Raw genomic sequence first — 19,051 nt, forward strand, 5'->3', positions numbered from 1 at the left:
ACGGGCCGATATGGAACAGCTTCAGCAAGGCGATGCATTGATCGTCGTGGACGTGCAGAACGACTTCCTGCCCGGTGGTGCCTTGGGCATCTCGGGCGGCGACCGGATCGTCCCGATCCTCACCGCCTACATCGCGCGGTTTCAGGCGCGGGGGCTGCCCATCTTTGTCACGCGAGATTGGCATCCTCCCAACCATTGTTCATTTCTTCCGCAGGGAGGTCCCTGGCCGCCGCATTGCGTGGCAGGCTCATCCGGTTCGCTCCCCCCGGCGAACTTTCAGCCGCCACCTTCGGCCGTGCTCATCTATAAGGCCGTCGATCCTGACAAGGATGCCTATTCCACGCTGGAGCACACGCCGCTCGATCGTCATCTTCGCGCCCTGAAGATTCAACGCCTGTTCATCGGCGGGTTGGCGACCGACTACTGTGTCCTGAACACCGTGAGGGACGCGCGGAGACTCGGTTACGACGTGTGCCTCCTCGTCGACGGCATTGAAGCCGTGAACCTCCATCCGGACGACGGACGCCGGGCCGAGGCTGAAATGCTCCGCCTCGGAGCCGTACCGGTCCGACTGGAAAGCGTGGCCGCATGAACATCACCTCCAGCGCGCTCCTCACCGACTTGTATGAGCTCACCATGGGCCAGGCCTACCTCACGGAGGGGCTGAGAGGCGAGGCCGTGTTTGAATTCTTCGTGCGGAAGCTGCCTGCCCATCGAAGCTTTCTCATGGCGGCCGGGTTGGAACAGGTCCTGAGCTACCTCGAAACGTTTCAGTTCTCGGCCGAGGAGCTTGAATGGCTGAAGCGGACCGGACGATTCACTCCGGCCTATCTCGAGACGCTTCGCGGAATGCGCTTTCATGGGCACGTCCACGCTATGCCCGAAGGGACGCTGTTTTTTCCCCATGAGCCGATCCTGCGCATCACCGCCCCGCTCATCCAAGCCCAGCTCATCGAATCGCGGGTGATGAACCTCTTGAACTTTCAAACCATGGTTGCCTCGAAGGCCGGCCGTTGCCTCTTGGCTGCGAAGGACAAGCCCCTCATTGATTTCGGCCTTCGCCGTGCACACGGGGCCGAGGCCGGCGTGATGGCCGCACGTGCCGCCTATCTGGCCGGCTTTGCCGGGACATCCAACGTCCTCGCCGGGGCGCTCTTTCACATCCCGCTCTATGGAACGATGGCCCATTCGTTTGTTCAGGCGCATGCTGATGAATCGGCTGCCTTCGCAGAATTTGCCCGGGCGCAACCAAGCAACGTCGTACTGTTGATCGATACCTATGACACGCTGGCGGCCGCACATAAGATCGTCGCCCTCGCCCCGCGACTGGCCTTGCAGGGCTTGACCGTCCATGGCGTCCGCTTGGACAGTGGCGACTTGGCCGACCAGGCAGTGAGGGTCCGCCGAATACTGGACGAAGGCGGGTTGGCACACGTCAAGATTTTGGCCAGCGGAAACCTCGATGAGCAACGTCTCCAAACCCTCGTCGATGGTAGAGCCCCAATCGACAGTTTCGCGGTCGGAACGGCCATGACGACCTCTTCCGATCAGCCGTTTCTGGACTGCGCCTACAAACTGCAGGAATATAGCGGACAGGCTTGCCGCAAACGTTCCGAAGGCAAGGCCACCTGGCCGGGACGAAAACAAATCTATCGCCAACTGGACGAGCAGGGACGACTGCGCCAGGATATCCTCGCGTTGGACGGAGATGTCCAACCGGGAGCGCCGCTTCTCGTGCCCGTGATGGAAGGAGGACGCCGATTGAGCCCGACCCCCTCCATCGCGGACATCAGACAGACCGCTGCCACGGCCCTAGCACAATTACCGGACTGGCTCCGTGGTCTCGAGACTCAACGCCCCTACGAAGCGCGCATTGCGGCATCACTTATCGAACTCGCGGCGGAAGTCGACCGCCGCACGTCGAGCCCAGCGGACAGCCGTGCCCTGCATCATTACTAATCGAAGGAGATTGCCGATGATCAGCCCCCGCAGCGTGAACGTGGTTCGGTTCGGATGGCCCCTCGCGCTCTGCATGGCGATGGCCTGCGGATTGTTACCGTTGTCGGCGACAGCCGGCACGGGCGCTTCCTCTTCCTGCGACGGACCATTCAAGCATAAACGGCCGGCCCCATCGGCGTTCGAGTCGTTGCTGCGATCGCATGCGCGCTGGCTGGACAACCGAGACGCTGCCGAAGGACGCCGCGCCAACCTCTGTCAGGCCGACCTGCGCGGCATACGGCTGGTGAACGCGAATCTCGAACGAGTCCGGTTCGACGGAGCAACGCTGCGCGGCGCCAACCTTCGCGGTGCGAACCTGGTTCAGAGCCACCTGACGGGCGCGGATCTGTCGCAGGCGGTGTTGGATGAGGCCAACCTCGTGGGCGCAGACCTGAGAAAAGCGCAATTGTCGAACGCGCATCTCAATCAATCCATCGCCAACGAAGTGGCCTTTTATGGAGCGAACCTCCAGGGGGCACAGTTCCGAGAAGCGACGCTCGAACGCGCCCACTTCGAGGACTCGGACCTGCGGTCCGCTGATTTCAGCGGTGCCACGGTCATGGACGGTTATTTCTACGGCGCGAATCTCAACAAAGCCAACATGGTCGGGGCCGACCTCGTCAGTGCAGACCTGCGCCGCACGGATCTCCGGCAGGCGAACCTGCGCCGCGCCGATCTGGAGGGGGCGTTGCTGGACGGCGCCAACCTCGACGGCGCGTCCCTGATCGAAGCCGAATTGGACAGCGCGTATCTGGACGACGCCTCATTGGCCAAGGCCGATCTCCGCGAAGCGATCCTCCGCGGAGCCGACGTGCGTTTCGCCAATCTCAATGCGGCCGTCCTCCAACATGCGAATCTGGACAATGCCAACCTCGAAGGCGCATCTTTGCAGAAGGCACGGTTGGATGCAGCGACCCTCTCCATGGCGATTTTCTACAAGGCCAACCTCCAGGGGGCAAACCTCCAGGGAGCCAAACTCTACCGGGCGGTCCTCATCGGCGGGAAATTCATCAAGGCCGATCTGCGCAAAGCCGACCTCAGCGAGGTCTATGCGCCAAAAGTGATTCTGCACTCGGCGACACTTCGGGAAGCGACGCTCGACTCGGCCAACCTGGTGTCGGCCGATCTCCGGAGCGCCGACCTCAGCCGTGCGAACCTCACCCAGGCGAACTTGCGGGAGGCGATATTGAAGGGCGCCGACTTGCGCCAATCGGATTTCACCGGGGCGCAATTGAACGACGCGGATCTGCAACGGGCCGATTTGCGCGGAGCCGATCTCACCGGGGCGGTGGGACTTGCGCAAACCCAATTGGATGCGGCCTGCCTTGACGGGACGACCAAGTTACCGGCGGATCTCCACCTCCCGCATCCCTGCCCGGTGGAAAAGAAAAACGCGAAAAGGCCGTGAGGGGTGGACGAAACAGCGGCTCGACCAGGCCCTATTTCGTCGGCACCATAGTCCGACCAGGCGCAACACCCTGAACCACAACAGGGGGCCCTGGAGGCATGTCCATCGAGAACCTCGGCGATTCCACCCGACCCATCACCCACTCGAACAGCCGCCTGGCATCATCCAACTGCGGATCGACCGGCAATCCATAGTAGTCCCGCTGCATCGTCTCATCATACAGCCCGACGCAGCCATGCGACGCAGGGTAGCCCGGCATGTCGCGCCCATGAATCCAGTAGCTCACACCCTCGCGATTCACATGAAACCGTAGCGCGTACCGCATGGGATAGGGAATGTCCGTTCGTTCAATCGTGTATAGACACGACGCGTGGGCGACATCCGCCGCCGTGATGCGAAACTGCCCGACCGGGGTTTCATGCTCCGGCTCACCCGCCGTAATGGGGAACGCGAATCGGAGCCGACCCAGCTCATAAGCCCCCAAGTATTGCTCGGCAAGGTCGATGAGAATGAGCTTGTCGTACGGGTCTCCAGCCGGAAGATGCCGGGGCAACGGCGCGAAATCGTCGAGTTCGTCGAGCCTCCGCGGCACCTTGATTTCCCGCCCAGGATAGACATGGCGCCGATCGACCCGGTTGAACCGCGCGACGTCGGTCCAGCGTGCCGCGAAGAGTTTCTCCAGCGTCTCCCCATTTCGAAGCCGCCGGCAGTTCCACTCGATCCGATCATCGCTCGGATGGTGCACGGCGCAGAGGGAGTGACGGCCCTTTGTCGGGGCCAACGTGTCCGGCTCGGCCGCGACCGCGGTCGGGATGGCGGAAAAGACCAGCCCCATGGCGAGGAGCACGGTCCAGACAGTGAGAGGGAAACCTATGCTTCGTAGGAAGGGGCGGTCGAACATGCACGTGCGGCGCGATGCCTGCAGCCGGCTCTCAGCATCTCATCTCAAGAAAAATAGTCGGTCGCTTTCATGTACCCCCGCAGCAGATCACGTCGAGCGACAATCCCGACAAGTTTCCTCTCCCGCACGACGGGCAGCCGCGTGAGATACCGGTCCTGAAATACGTTCGCCGCCTCGGTCAGCGTCATCATTTCGGTCGCCGTTTTCGGGTGGGTCGTCATGATTTCCTCCGCCGTGATCTTGCGGAGATCACGGCCGTCGATCATGGCTTGGAGCAAATCATATTCGGACACGAGACCGACTACCGCTCCGTCCTCCTCCAAGACCGGCAGGCTGCCGAAATTCTGCTTGCTCATCAGGCGGCCGATGGTCAGCGCATCGGTCTTGGCCGAGCAGGTGAAGACGGCATCCTGCATGACGTGCCCGACCGTCAAGGTTTTGGGATCGCATGCTTGGGTAAGGAGATCGCTGCGCCTCATAGGTCCTCCTCTCGCGAGTCGACGCCACGCTGCCGCTCGCGATATCGGGCAGGATGTACAATCAAGCCGTCGGTCTTACCCGTCCCCCGGAATGCTGGGACGCGCCCGGCCATGCCGAGGCCGAAGGCGAACTAGTGATCGCAGAGAAACCCTCCCGTCAGCTTGCCCGTTTCAGGCCATGCTTCAGCGCCGCCCGCACCACGTCACGCCGTGCCACCACACCGACCAGTTTGTTCTGCGCGTTTACCACAGGCACCCGGATCAAATCGCTCTCCTTCAGCACGTGGATCAGGGTTCCGACGGTGGTTTCCGGCCTCACTGAGTAGGGATTCACGCTCATGACGTCCTTGGCCGTTACCCTCGCCCAGCCTTGGCCGCCATCGAGCGCAGCCAGCAGGTCGTGCTCGCTGACGACTCCCATCAGCCGCTTCCCCTTGTCCACGATCGGCACGGCCCCGAAACCCTTTAGCATCATACGCGCGACGCCGTCGGCCTTTGCCCCCGGCACAGCCGACTGCACCCGTTTCTCCATGATCGCGTCTACGGTCAGATCACCGAACGCCACAGCGCTCGGTTTGGTTCCCCGCCGTGCCTGCTTTCGTCGTGCTCCCATTGGATCTTCCCTTTCGTTCCGGTTCACATTGAACGGAGCCTGCTCACGCTTGTCATCTCGCTCACACTCGTCAGACAACCATTGCGACAACAGGGCCGAGTGTGGACGGGCTCTTACTCCCCTGACACGGCAAGGGGCGGGCTTCGATCTTCCTTCCAGCGCACGTGCTGCGTCGTCACCTTACCATGGCCGACCTTCACTCCCTTCACCTGCTGCAGCTCTCCGCCGAGCGTCGCGGCCACGTCATAGGTCCCTTCCGGCAGGTCCACAAATAACCATGGCCCGGAGATGTGTTCGGCCGGGACAGTCAGCACCGTCGCGCCTTTCTTGTCTCGTACCACGAGGCTGACCCCAGTCACGAAAGGTTTCCCCCCGGCCGTGAAGACGAGTTTCAGCGAGAACGCCGGATACACAGCCTCCCGTTCCACTTGTCCGATCCCAGCACTGAAGTATCGAATCGCCGCCTGCCGGTACAGGGGAAGCCGGTCCTTCTGAAGTCCCAGGTCCGTGGGAACTTCCAGCTCGATCGCATCCCCTTCAGGGACGATCCGGGCCGTCACCTCCGCCCAGGTTTGTCCCGGGCCGGACAGCCAGCCGCTCAGCACTGCGATCGCCAGACTCACCTTCCATCCGACACCAGCCACGCTCCAACAGGTCATGTCGCTTTGCCTCCAACAATGCCGCACGGAAAGGACCATCCGTCGTCGATACAGTCCCTCCCCGATTGCAGTCCCTCTTTCTGATCGATTACGCAACGAGAATGCCGGACAGAAAGCCGGACGTTCCGTGCAAAACACCGCGCCAGACGTTTCGAATTCCCGCCTCGTCTTGTTCAATCAATTCAAGACTGGTGCCTATTACCACAACACCCATTCGGAACTGCTGCAAAACGCCGCAACGTTACCCCTCACGACGGCCTGCCGGAACAGGACAACCACCCGACTTCCCTGGGAATTCCACGCCTCTTCATGCGAGCAAACCGGGCATACCCGATGCAGTCTCCATTCCAAAGTCGTCGAGGCGTCAATCCCGGAGGGCAGCCAATGCATATCATGATTGCGGTGGACGGATCAGAGTTCTCCGAGTGGAGCGTGCAAATGCTCGAATCTCTGGCCAGCCGGCCTCCGGAGTTGGTCACCTTGCTGCATGTGATCGACAGCGCCTCCCTCAAAGCGGCCGCCCGCAAGCACCCTTCCGCCTCCAAGCATGCGCTTGCCGCGTTGGAAAAGGCCGGCGACCTATCGCTTCGCCGACTGGAGGGCCTGGCCCGTACCTCCTTGGCTCAAGCAGGGACCAAGCCCCACACGACGATCGACCAAGTGACGGCCCACGGTCCCATCGCCGAAACGATCAGTCTCCAGGCCAAAAAGAGAAAGGCCGATCTGCTGGTGTTGGGGTCACGCGGCCTGAGCGACATGGAAAGTTACCTGCTGGGAAGCGTCTCCAGAAAGGCCAGCTTGCTCGCCCATTGCCCGGTGCTGGTCGTCAAACGCCCGATCAACAAGCTCCGTCGGGTGCTGTTCGCGGCCGACGGCTCAAAGTATTCGCAAGGCGCCTGCAGTTTTCTGTGCAAACGCTTCCTGCCGGACGCTACCCCGGTGACGGTGCTGTCCATTGCCGAACCGACCGTCACGGAGTTGGCGACGCAGTACCTTTCGAAAGAACAGCTGGATCAGATCTCGACTCCGCAGCGTAGTGCCGCCGAACAGGTGGTGGCAAAGTTCCGTGAGCGGTTTATCGGCGAAGGCTACGAAGTACACACGGAGGTCCAGTTCGACCATCTGACCGATTCGATCCTGCAGGTAGCAAAGCTGACGAACAGCGACCTGCTCGTGGCCGGCTCCCGTGGGCTGACCGGATCGGAGCGGCTCCGCCTGGGCAGCGTGTCGGAAACCCTGCTGAAGTACGCGCCCTGCTCGGTCCTCATCGTGCGAGGATGGCGTGCCTGAGGTGACACCCCAGGAGATCTGTCGGCTGATCCCGAGCCAGGTCTATCAAGCACTGGGGACGCTGCCGCAAGGGCTCACTGCCGATCAGGTTCAACGACGGCTGTTGCAGTACGGCCCGAACAGCCTGCAAGAGCTACAAGCGCGGTCCCTGACTCGGCGGTTTCTCGAGCAGTTCACCCATTTTCTCGCGTTGCTCCTCTGGGTCGCCGCCGCGCTGGCCTTCACGGCCGATTACCTCCATCCGGGCGAGGGCACGGCCACCTTGGGATGGGCCATCCTCGGGGTGATCCTCATCAACGCCGTGTTCGCCTTCCTTCAGGAATACAAGGCTGAACGGGCCCTCCACGCACTGCAGGAACTCCTGCCCACAAACGCTTGGGTGACGCGAAACGGGCAGCTGCAGCAGGTGTCCCGCCGTGACCTCGTACCGGGCGATCTGCTCATGCTCGAGGAGGGCGAACAGATTCCCGCCGACGCCCGCCTGATCGATGCGGTGGACCTGCGCGTCGACAATTCGCCCCTCACCGGCGAATCCAAACCGAAGCGGCGCGCCTCCGACCCGGTCACCGACGGCCATCAGTTCGACCTCCTCAATCTGGTCTTCGCAGGCACCACCGTCCTCTCCGGCCACGGCCAAGCGGTCGTGTTCGCCACGGGACTCCAGACGGAATTCGGGCGCATCGCCCGCCTCACGACCACTGTGCAGCAGGGGTTGAGCCCGCTCCAGCAGGAGATCGTCAAGGTGACGCGCGTCGTCGCGGGGCTCTCCCTCGGTATGGGGCTCCTGTTTTTTACGATCGGGGTCGGCATGGGACTTGGCTTTTGGACCAGCGCGATATTCGGGATCGGCATCATCGTGGCGAACGTGCCGGAAGGGCTCCTCCCGACCGTCACCCTGGCGCTCGCGATGGGCAGCCAGCGGATGGCGAAACGGAAGGCCCTCGTCAAGCACCTTCCCTCCGTCGAAACCCTGGGCTGTACGACGGTGATCTGCACCGACAAAACCGGCACGCTGACCGAAAACCGCATGCGGGTCGATCGACTGTATGTAGACGATCTTGCCATCGAGGCGCGGGAAGGTTGTCTGTTCGCGCGCAATCGGATGATCAGCGCGGCCGAGGCGGAGCGCTGGACCCCTCTGTTTGATGCCCTCGTTCACTGCAACAACGCCAAGCAGACGCGTCGCGCCGATGGGCGCATCATCGTCTCCGGCGATCCGACCGAAACAGCGCTGTTGAACTTCGCCATGTCCCATGGGCTCATGCACCGGCCCCTCCTGCGCCGCATGGGGGAGTTGGCCTTCGATGCGGACCGCAAACGCATGACCACGCTGCATTGGAGCGAGGGCCACCTGTTGGCCTTTACCAAAGGCGCGCCCGAATCCTTGCTCCCGCTCTGCCGTCAGGTGCAGGGCCCGTCCGGAGCCTATGACCTGACGCCGGACGGCCGCAAAAAAATCCTGGCGCAAAGCCAAACCTATGCCCAACAGGCCTATCGTGTCCTCGCCGTCGCCATGAGGGAGATCAGGCAGTCTGTGGGGCAGTTGGACATCGAGACGGTTGAACAGTCCCTGACATTTCTTGGCTTAGTCGCAATGATGGACCCGCCTCACCGCGAAGTGCCTCAGGCGATCACCACCTGCCGCCGCGCCGGCATCCGCGTGATCATGATCACCGGAGACCATCCGCTCACCGCCTTGGCCATCGCCAGACAAATCGGACTGGCGCCGCCCCAGACTCCCCAACGGCCGGGTCGGTTCGTGCCGGTCATCGAAGGGGCGCAGATCGATCGTCTGACCGACGACCAATTGAGCCAGATGCTTACGCCGACGACTGCCGACGAACCGGAACCCATCTTCGCGCGCATGGCGCCGCGGCACAAACTCCGGATCGTGTCGACGCTGAAACATATGGGCGAGATCGTCGCGGTCACGGGCGATGGGGTGAACGATGCACCGGCCATGAAGCGGGCCGATGTCGGAATCGCCATGGGCGTGGCGGGCACCGACGTCGCCAAAGAAACCGCCTCGATGATCTTGCTCGACGACAACTTCGCCACGATCGTCAACGCCATCGAGGAGGGCCGGACGGTCTACAACAACATACGCAAGTTCGTAACCTACGTGCTTGCAAGCAACGTCCCGGAGGTTGTCCCCTATCTCGGCTTCGGCCTCTCCTCGATGCCGTTGGCGTTGACGGTGCCTCAAATTCTTGCGGTCGACCTGGGTACTGATATGGTGCCGGCATTGGCGCTCGGCGCGGAGAAGCCGCACGCAGGCATCATGGACGAGCCGCCGCGTCCGAAAAGCGAGCGTCTGCTGAGTGCCGACGTACTACTGCGAGCCTATGCCTTTCTGGGACTGATTGAGGCCGGGATTGCTATGGGTGGGTTCTTTCTCTATCTCTACGCCAACGGATGGACGTGGCGCACGCCGCTCGACTGGAGCGATCCGCTGTACAAGGAGGCTACCACCGTCACCTTCACGGCCATCGTAGCGGCACAGATGGCCAACGTCTTCGCCTGCCGATCCGATCGAACGTCGATCTTCAAACTCGGGTGGGGGAGCAACCCGTTGATCCTGGTCGGCGTGGCCGTCGAACTGGCGATCTTGCTGCTCATTACCTACACTCCGATTGGTCATTTGGTTTTCAGCACGGCTCCATTGCCCGGCTGGATCTTCTGGCCGATTACCTTGGGAGCTCTCCTGCTGTTGGCTGCCGAGGAGTTGCGCAAGCTCGTTGCCGCGCACCTGCGCCGAAACGGCAGTTTTACTCCCCGCTGGACCGCACCCCCTCCGCAGCAACACCTGCATTCATCCGTTTAGCACATCGATATCTCCTAGGCCGGCAAGGCTGGAACCGCGTCAGCGACCGGCCCGCCCCAGACTGCGCAGAGTGTCGAGCCATGCCATCCGCTGCGCTTCGGTGAGGGTTTCAATGTTTCCAATGACCGTACTCTTCACCGGCGCAAAACCCACGAACTCCAGAATGTTGCGTTTGAAACTCCTCAGGCTGTGGGCGAGAAAAAACCACTGATATAAAATCGCCGGCATCCCCATCGTGACGACGATCCTGGCGGATTTTCCCGTCATCAGCTTCTTGGGGCTAGCACCAGACTGTTGATGCTCGAACGCGAAACCAGGACGAAGCAGTTGTTCGAAGAACGCCTTGAGCAGCGCGGGCATGGAGCCCAGCCAGAGCGGATACACGATCACGAGGTGGTCGGCCCATCGCACATCGTCCTGCGCATGACGAATCGCATCGGGCGGCACCCCCTCCTCGAATTCGGCCTTCGTCCGCAGAATCGGAAAGTTCATCGCGGCCACGTCGATCCGCCGCACCTCGTGGCCGCCGTCTCTGGCGCCGTTCGCGTATTCATCGGCCAAGGCATGGCCGAAATGGCGCACCGACCCATCAGGATTACCCTGGATGATCGTGATGTGCTTACTCATGGACGGCGAACTGCGCCAGCCTGTCGGGCTCCGCCGATCCCGATTTCGGAATCGGCGGACCACAGCCGAAGAGCGAAGTGAGTGGCAGCAGCCCCATCGCCAGGACCATCCCTCGCATGGCTGTCAGGCGCCCTCAGCGAGCTAGTCGATCTTGATCGTGACGGATTTTCTCTTGGCCTCATCCGTCTTCTGGCAGCGAATTTCCAACACACCGTCCTTGAACGATGCCTTGACCGCATCGCCCTTCACTTCGCAGGGGAGCTGTACGCTCCGAGCAAAGGAGCCATAGGACCGCTCGCGTCGGTAGTAGTCCTTCTCCTTCACTTCTTCCGCCTGCTTCTTTTCTCCCTTGATGGTGAGCATATCCCCGGACATCGACACCTGAATGTCTTCCTTGCTCATACCGGGAATGTCGGCTTTTACAACGATCTCATCCTTTTCTTCATACAAGTCCAGCGAAGGCATCCGGAGTGACAGAGTGGGAAGCCCCAGGCGCTCCTTCCCGAATATCCCCGCCATGCCGGGAAACCGACCGCCCCAAATGTCGTCGACCATCCGTTCGAACAGCCGTTCCATCTCGCTCAGCCTCGATGCAATCGGTCTGCTTTCCTGCACCGCCAGTGCCTTGCCTTCCTTTTCGCTCATCGCTTCCTTGGCCATGACGTGCCCTCCTTGATGATGAGGTGATGGGTTTTCTTCGCGGAATTCACGGTCCGTCGAAGACTGATCCGGTGGCATCGTTCCCGAACCGGGCTCGACAGAGCAACGCTCCCAGACGGCGACGCCTTGCTCAATTGCCTGCGCAAGGGATGTGCCACTCACACGAGGCCATTAACTTGGCGAAAGATCACGCTGCAATTCTGTCGATCTGTCCTGACTTCCGATCGCGCCTGCGGAACAATTCCGCAATCAATGTTCGGGCATGATGCATAAGGCCACAGTAGACGGGCCGCTCCTCCCATGCTTCGAGGAAATAAAGCCAGCTTGATGGGAAGTCTCGTGATCGGCTGGAGGAACCGGAGTCAGAATGCCATGCGCGCGGCTAGGCCGGAGCGACGAACCGGGGCGGCGCGACAGATTCGGCGGCCATCACCAGACAAGAGTCGGATCGAGCGACGGAGCGTCGCACCGAGATAGTCCAGTATTGATCGTGAGGGACGAAGTCCGCGATACGTTACCGCAGCGAGAGAGCAATGCTCCTCACGCATCAGGCGGAATGGGCGGGGGTCGCACCGATTTCTTCCTCTTCAATGATCGCTCCGCACTCCAGACAGCGAAAGCGGGAAGTCGCTTTCCCGTCCTCGGTGCACACGCGATCAATGAGTCGTCTATGGCAACAGGGTGGATAGTGAACAGCAGGCCCAGCAGGCGGGTTTGTCGGAGAAGGGCGCATCGGAACCTCCACAGATCGGATGGTGACTCGATCTCCCCAGTCGCAACCAAGCGGACCATACCAAAACCGTGAATGTTTTGCACTAGGTATCCGCCCCTCCTCATTGCCCCAAAATTTCCGACACCATCGCTATGGGCCGGCACGGATATCCCCTCAATATGTTGTGGAAAGAACGATCTATCCGCCAGTATTCACCCTAGGTCCAGCGCCTGCACAGGCACAGATGAATTTTTCATTTTGTCTTTTGCCGCACATGAGACACAATCACATACACGCGCAATGCGCAACGCATGACCATCCGAGCCACACCTGCGCCATCGTGCATGATACTTGCGAGATGTTCAGACGCGCGCCAGCGAGGTCCCTCACGACACGCCGACATTGGTCCCACGGATAACCTCGCAGCGAGAGCGGCGTACCCATCTATTGACCCTGTGCTGACGTGCATGAAAAGCCGCTCGTGTAGCGAAGAGAAGCGGGCTGCACGGACAGGCCGCACTCCACAACGATTGTCGAGACGTGCCGGAATTTACGATCCCGTTTTTCACCAGGAGGTATCACTCATGGAACGCCCAGACCTTCCCCGCGAACCGAAACGACGTACGCCCCGAAACTCGAACAAGAAGAGCACGCAGTCAGCCAAACCCAGAGGATCGAAACCGAAGACAGAGAAGCTGATTCTCGCCACGCCCACTACAGACACGTCGCCTCCCGTCGAGCTTCATGCTAAGATCGCGCGTCGTGCGTATGAACTGTACGCCGAACGCGGCTATCGCGACGGCCATGCCGAGGAGGATTGGCTGGAAGCCGAGCAGGAGATCCTGAACGGGCTTGAGCGATCCTGAAGACTTCGCACTCGGCGGAAAGGAAACCTCACGCACATGAACACCATCCTCGCCGTCGCGAGCCTACAGGCCATTCTCATCAGCGGCATCGCATTGGGACATGCTGAACAAGGGAGCGCCCTTCGCGGCGACGCCGTGAAGGGGCGCGAGGTGTTCAACGGCAAAGGCATCTGTCATTACTGCCACGGTACCGATGGGTTTTCGGATCGTCGACCTCAGCTAGCCCCGGACACGAAGGCTGTCATCGACCGGCTGAGTCCGCCGCCGGCAAACCTTCGCAAGCCGGAGCAACTGCAGCTCAAAGATGACAAGGCTCGGTTCCAAGCAATCAGGGAAGGCCATCCCGGTAGCGCCATGCTTCCCGACAAGAATCTCACCGACGAGGAGATCAAAAACCTCCTCGCCTATCTGGCGGCGCTCAGAAAGAACGCCCCGTTGCCCGGCCGAAATCCCTATTGACGGGGACTCAACAACGCCCACGCGGCGCCCACAGCCCAATCGCGGCTGCCTCTGCTATCTCCTCGATGGTTCGTCCCGTCAGCACGGATTCCTGGTACTCGGCCGTCACGTCGGAACCAGGTCTGGCGGCCGCATCGCGCCGTTTGATCAGCAACCACTCGCCCGGCTTGCCCTTCATTTCCACCAACGTGAATTTCCCCTCCAACCGCCGCCCATGAAGATGGAACGCGATCTCGCCCGCCTCAAGCATCTGACCGGCCGAGACACCGAGCATCACACCGGTTACCGGTTCGAACCATCCTCGATCCCACACTAAGACCGGACCGGCGCCATACTGCCCTTCTTCAATCACCCCTTCAAAATCGGCATAGCTCAACTCATGGTCCTCGACCTGAACGGCTAGCCTCTTGCCCCTTGGATCCATCGACGGCCCCTTCGGGATCGCCCAGGATTTCAGGACACCGTCGATTTCCAGACGGAAATCGTAGTGCAGCCGCGAAGCGTGGTGCTTTTGCACGAGAAACATCGGCCTTGTTCTACTCGTCGCCACTCTCCTCCCCCATCTCGTTCAGGCCTTGTAGCCGAATCGCCGCAAGAGCGCTTTGCGCTCGGCAATGTCTGCGTCCTGTTCGATTCCCTTCGGACGCTCACCGTCCACGACACCCATAATGCCCCGCCCCAACCGCGTCTCCGCCAGAATTACCTCCACGGTGTTGGCGGTGGCGCAAAACACTCCGCAGATCTCGGGCACCTGTCTCAACGCCGGCAATACGTTGATGGGATAGCACTCTCGCAAAAAGATGATGAAGCTATGTCCCGCTCCGATGGCCTGGGCATTGCTCCGCGCCAAAGCTGTAAGTTCCTGGTCCGTCCCGCTCCAACGGACCAGGCAGGAGCCGGAAGCCTCACAAAATGCCAGCCCGAATTTGATCCCCGGCACTGCCGTCACCAGGGCCTCATGCACATCCTCGACCGTCTTGATGAAATGCGCCTGGCCGAGAATGACGTTAACCTCCTCGGGCTTTTGGATCGAGACCGCTGTCAGATTCAGAGCCATACCTGCTCACTCCTTCGATTGCATTGCTCGTATCTCGTGAATCGTCTTTCGTCTCTCGCGAAAGGAAATGACGAGTTTTTCTTCACGCTTCACGCTTCACGCTTCACGATCAAGACCGGACAGCCCGCCAATTGCGCCACGGCGCGCGACACGCTGCCGAGCGCCACCGCCTTGACCCCGGTGAGCCCCCGCGAGCCCAATACCAAGAGGTCAGCCCCCTCGCGACGCGCCGCCCGTGCAATGGCTTCAGCCGGGTGGCCCACGAGCAGGCGCGTCTCGACGTTCGCCGACTGTCTCTGGACCAGACGCGCCGCGTCTTGCACCGCCTGATGCGCCGCGGCCCGGCGCCCCCGTAGAAACTGTGCCTGCATCCTCCGGCTTTCCGGATCATGCATCTGCTCCAACACCAGCTTTTCCGCACCAAGCGGCCGCACCACGCTGACGATGATGATGTCGCGCACATCCGGCAGGGTCGCCAACACACCGGCCGCTCGCTGCGCATCAGATGAGCCATCGGTCGCCAGCATGACCCGAAGCCCCGCTCGCCGCGGAACCTTTTCGGGCACCAACAGCACCGAGCAGGGAGCCTCACTCAGCAACCGATGGGAAACGCTCCCAAGAACCACGCCGGTCGTACGGGACACCCCGCCCGTTCCGGAAATCACCAACTCCGGTCGATGCTCGCGAATCAACCGCAGAAGTTCCTGGCTGGGCGCTCCTTCCTGCAACAGGACCTCGACCGACGCAAACACCTCCTCTAACAGTCGGCGAGCCCGATCCAGCAGGGCCTCCGCAACCGCCGCCTGTTGTTGCAGCAGGAGGTGCTGTCCCTTTGCCCCGATAGCGTCCGGAATCTCCAATTGCCCCAAGACATGTACGAGGGTGATGACTGTGTCCTTTGGGTGGGGAAAGCGCCTGGCCCAATGGATGACTCTCTCGGCCGCATCCGACTCATCCAAGGCGACCATCCAACGCCCGGCTACCACATTCGCCTCCATCACGCTGGTATTTGGACTGCTTCCAATATGAAGAAGCATCGGCCGTGCCGCATCGGTCTTTCGCGCAACGCCTGATCAAAACGGTATTCCCGCTCTGCCGGGGCGATCGACAGGCATTTCTGTCCCAAGACGCCACAGGCCTGGATACGGCCATTGTGGCATCCGGACCCTGCCGGCCCGCTTGACCAGGCCCAGAACATCGTTATGTAAGAATTGAGCGGAGACCTCGGTGAGAGGAACAGTAGAGAAAGCGAGGTCAAGCGCAGGGGTGGTGAGCAGGCCCGTGGGTGCTAAGCGGGAAGCCTAAGGCTCCTCCAAGACCTCCCCTTTTCCGAACAGCTCTCTTGGCCCGTCTCCGCTTTACTTTTTTCAATCCCTATCGCGTGATCGATGCGACTCTCGGCAACGAGGTACTGCCGATGGGAGGAGGAGCAATCGATTTGTCTATACCGAGATTGGCGCCACAATCAGCCCTTCTTTGAGAAAAACCTGCATCGCTTCGCGAGCCTGTTTGACCTTCCGTTCAGCAAGCAATTCCACCTGTTGCCTGGTTCGTGAGACTGTGGCCAGGCCCTGTTCCTGGGCCTTCGCCGCCGTCGCGATCGCCAAACGCACCGGCACCTGCCACTCATCCATCGTCGGAAGGATGGAGTCGTCTCGAAGGCCGCGCTCTTGGGCGCAATGGGCCAATTCCTGAGCTGCGGCCATCGCCATCTTGTCGGTGATGGTCCGCGCGCGCACATCCAGCACGCCGCGGAAAATTCCAGGGAACACCAGTGAGTTGTTTACCTGATTGGGGAAATCGCTCCGCCCGGTCGCTACGATCCTGGCTCCCGCCTCCTTCGCCTCCCAGGGCCAAATCTCCGGCACCGGGTTGGCGCAGGCAAACACGATCGCGTCCTCCGCCATCTTGGCCACCCACGCCGGCTTGATGATACCCCCGGCCGAAAAAGCAACGCAGACGTCGGCTCCTTGCAAGGCTTCCGCAATCCCGCCCCGGAGTCCGGTCGGATTGGTTTCCAGACAGATCCGCCATTGCTCGTGATAGGCCGCGTTGTCTTCATACTCACGCCGATGCCGCCCAAGCAGCCCTCCCAAATCACAAGCCAGAATCTTGGCCGGGTCCGCGCCGCTGGAAACAAGGAACCGATAAGTCGGGACATTGGCTGCCCCCATGCCGATCATAGCGATCCGAACCTGTCCGATTTCCTTCCCTACTACCTTGAGTGCGTTCAGCAGCCCGGCGAGCAGGACCGTCCCGGTTCCTTGTTGGTCGTCATGCCACACGGGAATCTTGCACTGTTTCCGCAGCTCTCGCAGCACTTGGAAACACTTAGGCATGGCGATGTCTTCGAGATTGATCGCACCGAACGAAGGCGCCAACAACCGGACTGTGCGCACGAGTTCTTCCGGATCTTTCGTATCCAGGCAAATCGATACCGCATCCACGCCGCCCAGATACTTGAACAGCAGAGCCTTCCCCTCCATCACGGGCAACCCGGCTTCAGGTCCGATATCCCCCAACCCCAATACCCTCGTGCCGTCGGACACGACGGCAATGAGATTGCCTTTGTTCGTGTATTCGTAGACCAAGTCAGGGTCGGCCTGAATCGCCTTGCAGGGCGCCGCGACACCCGGCGTGTACCAAATCGAGAAATCCTCCAGGCTGCGCACAGGACACTTGGGAAAGGTCTGCATCTTCCCCTTGTACTGCGCATGGAGAGGTATCGCCTCGACTGCCGGCTTCGCGGCCTTTTCCAGGAACGTTTCTTCCTTGGACATGCGGTCCTCCCATTACCGTCAAGCCCCGGCAGCCTAAAATACCGGCCGTTCACCACATCGGCGCTCTTGAATCATCCTCGCCTGGCCCGGGCGACCCCAGAACGAACATTCTCGAAATCGTGCTGTGCGTATCGCTATAGGCGGGCAGCAGGGCCCCCTTGCCGCTTCGCCCCTTTCGGCTTCTTGCGCGACGTGGCCATCCGCTTCGCCACATCCCACTCCTCTTCAAGACGGAGCTTGCGAAACCGCCGGATCTGCATCTTGGGGAGATGCGTAAACGGGAGTGAAGCAACGAGCGGACCCGAAGAGCATGAGCAAGCAGATACATCGCCATGCAGCCTCCCAAATCAGACAGGACGGGAGCCGCCTATCGGCAACCGTCGCCTTTTTCCTCACCTCCCGACTATCGGCTGTCGCGGAATGCCTCCGCATATGGCCGTAGCCATCAAGCAGCGTCACGCCGGTAGCAGCACGCCCGTTGGCACCTCACTTGCTCGTAAGGCATCGACGGCTCAATCTTGCGGCTAAGTGAGGGGGTGTCCCGAGGTATGGCTGGTTGGATCGACCATTGGCGCGCCGCTACGGTCGCGATCGGACAGATCGAGGAAGGGCCGGAGTCGACAACCGGTCGACGCTCAGCTAGAAAGTTTTTCAGCGTGTCGGGCACGGGCGTGCTGTTTTCCCTGTACGGGGTCCGCCGGCGGATGACGTGGCTCGTGACCGCCAAACATGTCCTCTACGATCCGGAAGAGCAGTGGGAACCGACGGCCGTCGGCATTTTGTTTCCGCGCAGCCCTCGCGGCCGAATGGTCCAGGCCCTGGAGGTTCCGCTGCAAGACCGGCGGCGCGGGAAGCGGCGTTGGATTGCACACCCGGATCCCTCCGTCGATCTGGCCTGCCTTCCCCTCCCGGTCAGCCTGCACCCGCGACGCAGGGGCGGCCCGGCTTCGGTCGCCTGGATGGACATCGCCACCACGGCAGACCTCTATGAAGGCGCCCCCGTTGTCGTGCTCGGATACCCCGCCGTGTTCAACTTGCCGGACTGGCCCTGTGCGATTGTTCGACAGGGCATGGTTTCCTGGGTCTCGCCGCGAAGCCCCGGCTCACAGGTGTTCTTGATCGACAGCCACGTGTATCCCGGCAACAGCGGCGGCCCGGTATTCCGACTTCCGGCTATGATGGATCGGCAAGGACACATGACGAGCGGTGGACCGGTGACACTACTCGGCATCGTCACCAGGGCAAGCATCCAAAGCCTGCCGTTGCTCGCGGGCGGAAAACCGGTGGAACTACATTATCGTGGAAAACGCGCGGGGGAGCCCCTGCTGTCGCGTAGTTTTCTGGGGCTTGGAATGGTGGAACCGGCCTATCGAATCAAACAGCTCCTGGTCTCAGCCTCTCGAACCGCACGACGCCGACGGCGGCCGACGGCGTAGCGGCGCAATCGCATCAGTTGAGCGGAGTCGCCGCCGCGACGGCGCGGGCCTGGAGCCGCTGCAGCTCGCGGGTCTCGCTCATCTTGCGGCGATGCTCCAAGATCAGCGGATCCACATGGTCTCCACACATCACGCAACGTCGGCCCACCACGTTGGCTTCGCGGATTTCGACCGGCACCATGAAACCGCCGCAACGATGACAGGCGTCCCGCGCACTGCTCGTTCTATCGATCACCATCGGAAGGATCTCCTTTCTCTGCGGTGGGTGGATCGGCTCACTTC

At 61.3% G+C, this 19,051-nt stretch carries 19 protein-coding genes; 8 read left to right on the forward strand and 11 right to left on the reverse strand.

Going from position 1 to position 19,051, the window contains the following annotated elements; all coding sequences use genetic code 11:
- Positions 1-10 precede the first annotated feature (10 nt).
- The 3 genes from KF814_07430 to KF814_07440 are packed head-to-tail and all read left to right on the forward strand — an operon-like array spanning position 11 to position 3,406.
- Positions 11-592, forward strand: a complete 582-nt coding sequence (locus KF814_07430) for an isochorismatase family protein (protein ID MBX3235967.1) — start codon at positions 11-13, stop codon at positions 590-592.
- The gene (locus tag KF814_07435) at positions 589-1,959 is read left to right on the forward strand and encodes a nicotinate phosphoribosyltransferase (protein ID MBX3235968.1); all 1,371 of its coding nucleotides are present in this window, start codon (positions 589-591) and stop codon (positions 1,957-1,959) included. Before KF814_07430 ends, KF814_07435 begins: the two co-directional genes overlap by 4 nt.
- A gap of 16 nt (positions 1,960-1,975) precedes the next feature.
- On the forward strand, positions 1,976-3,406 hold the full coding sequence (locus tag KF814_07440) for a pentapeptide repeat-containing protein (protein MBX3235969.1): 1,431 nt from the start codon (positions 1,976-1,978) through the stop codon (positions 3,404-3,406).
- 31 nt (positions 3,407-3,437) lie between these two features.
- Here the strand turns inward: KF814_07440 and KF814_07445 are convergent, their stop codons facing one another.
- The 4 genes from KF814_07445 to KF814_07460 form a co-directional block, all read right to left on the reverse strand.
- A complete protein-coding gene (locus KF814_07445) occupies positions 3,438-4,241 on the reverse strand; it encodes a L,D-transpeptidase (protein MBX3235970.1) in 804 nt (267 codons plus the stop codon).
- Positions 4,242-4,351: 110 nt separating this feature from the next.
- A complete protein-coding gene (locus KF814_07450) occupies positions 4,352-4,786 on the reverse strand; it encodes a CBS domain-containing protein (GenBank protein ID MBX3235971.1) in 435 nt (144 codons plus the stop codon).
- 157 nt (positions 4,787-4,943) lie between these two features.
- Positions 4,944-5,399: a CBS domain-containing protein gene (locus tag KF814_07455; GenBank protein MBX3235972.1), complete on the reverse strand. Its 456-nt coding sequence runs from the start codon at positions 5,397-5,399 to the stop codon at positions 4,944-4,946.
- A 113-nt stretch (positions 5,400-5,512) separates the two neighbouring features.
- Complete coding sequence (locus KF814_07460) at positions 5,513-6,058, reverse strand: hypothetical protein (protein MBX3235973.1); 546 nt, start codon at positions 6,056-6,058, stop codon at positions 5,513-5,515.
- Positions 6,059-6,442: 384 nt separating this feature from the next.
- On the opposite strand from KF814_07460, the gene KF814_07465 reads away from it, so the two are divergent.
- Complete coding sequence (locus tag KF814_07465) at positions 6,443-7,348, forward strand: universal stress protein (protein MBX3235974.1); 906 nt, start codon at positions 6,443-6,445, stop codon at positions 7,346-7,348.
- Positions 7,341-10,172: a cation-transporting P-type ATPase gene (locus KF814_07470; GenBank protein ID MBX3235975.1), complete on the forward strand. Its 2,832-nt coding sequence runs from the start codon at positions 7,341-7,343 to the stop codon at positions 10,170-10,172. The genes KF814_07465 and KF814_07470 overlap by 8 nt, the downstream gene beginning before the upstream one ends.
- Before the next feature lie 39 nt (positions 10,173-10,211).
- On the opposite strand, the gene KF814_07475 is transcribed toward KF814_07470, so the two are convergent.
- Together KF814_07475 and KF814_07480 are read right to left on the reverse strand one after the other, a co-directional pair.
- A complete protein-coding gene (locus KF814_07475) occupies positions 10,212-10,799 on the reverse strand; it encodes an NAD(P)H-dependent oxidoreductase (GenBank protein ID MBX3235976.1) in 588 nt (195 codons plus the stop codon).
- A 141-nt stretch (positions 10,800-10,940) separates the two neighbouring features.
- The gene (locus tag KF814_07480; GenBank protein ID MBX3235977.1) at positions 10,941-11,459 is read right to left on the reverse strand and encodes an Hsp20/alpha crystallin family protein; all 519 of its coding nucleotides are present in this window, start codon (positions 11,457-11,459) and stop codon (positions 10,941-10,943) included.
- 1,296 nt (positions 11,460-12,755) lie between these two features.
- Between KF814_07480 and KF814_07485 the strand changes: the two genes are divergently transcribed.
- Positions 12,756-13,037: a DUF2934 domain-containing protein gene (locus tag KF814_07485; protein MBX3235978.1), complete on the forward strand. Its 282-nt coding sequence runs from the start codon at positions 12,756-12,758 to the stop codon at positions 13,035-13,037.
- A 36-nt stretch (positions 13,038-13,073) separates the two neighbouring features.
- Positions 13,074-13,496: a c-type cytochrome gene (locus tag KF814_07490; protein MBX3235979.1), complete on the forward strand. Its 423-nt coding sequence runs from the start codon at positions 13,074-13,076 to the stop codon at positions 13,494-13,496.
- A gap of 7 nt (positions 13,497-13,503) precedes the next feature.
- Here KF814_07490 and KF814_07495 read toward each other — a convergent pair whose 3' ends face one another.
- From KF814_07495 to KF814_07510, 4 genes are all read right to left on the reverse strand, one after another.
- Positions 13,504-14,022: a hypothetical protein gene (locus KF814_07495; protein MBX3235980.1), complete on the reverse strand. Its 519-nt coding sequence runs from the start codon at positions 14,020-14,022 to the stop codon at positions 13,504-13,506.
- Between the two features lie 42 nt (positions 14,023-14,064).
- Entirely contained in the window at positions 14,065-14,553 is a 489-nt protein-coding gene (locus KF814_07500; protein MBX3235981.1) for an adenosine-specific kinase, read from the reverse strand.
- 89 nt (positions 14,554-14,642) lie between these two features.
- Positions 14,643-15,539 (reverse strand): universal stress protein, encoded by an 897-nt coding sequence (locus KF814_07505; protein ID MBX3235982.1) that lies wholly within the window; start codon positions 15,537-15,539, stop codon positions 14,643-14,645.
- 456 nt (positions 15,540-15,995) lie between these two features.
- Positions 15,996-17,333, reverse strand: coding sequence for an NADP-dependent malic enzyme (locus KF814_07510; GenBank protein MBX3235983.1), 1,338 nt, complete (start codon positions 17,331-17,333; stop codon positions 15,996-15,998).
- Positions 17,334-17,881: 548 nt separating this feature from the next.
- On the opposite strand from KF814_07510, the gene KF814_07515 reads away from it, so the two are divergent.
- Positions 17,882-18,769, forward strand: a complete 888-nt coding sequence (locus tag KF814_07515; GenBank protein MBX3235984.1) for a trypsin-like peptidase domain-containing protein — start codon at positions 17,882-17,884, stop codon at positions 18,767-18,769.
- 13 nt (positions 18,770-18,782) lie between these two features.
- Here KF814_07515 and KF814_07520 read toward each other — a convergent pair whose 3' ends face one another.
- Positions 18,783-19,007 (reverse strand): hypothetical protein, encoded by a 225-nt coding sequence (locus KF814_07520; GenBank protein MBX3235985.1) that lies wholly within the window; start codon positions 19,005-19,007, stop codon positions 18,783-18,785.
- Between the last annotated feature and the right edge of the window lie 44 nt (positions 19,008-19,051).

This window comes from Nitrospiraceae bacterium (assembly GCA_019637075.1).
Lineage (GTDB): Bacteria > Nitrospirota > Nitrospiria > Nitrospirales > Nitrospiraceae > JAHBWI01.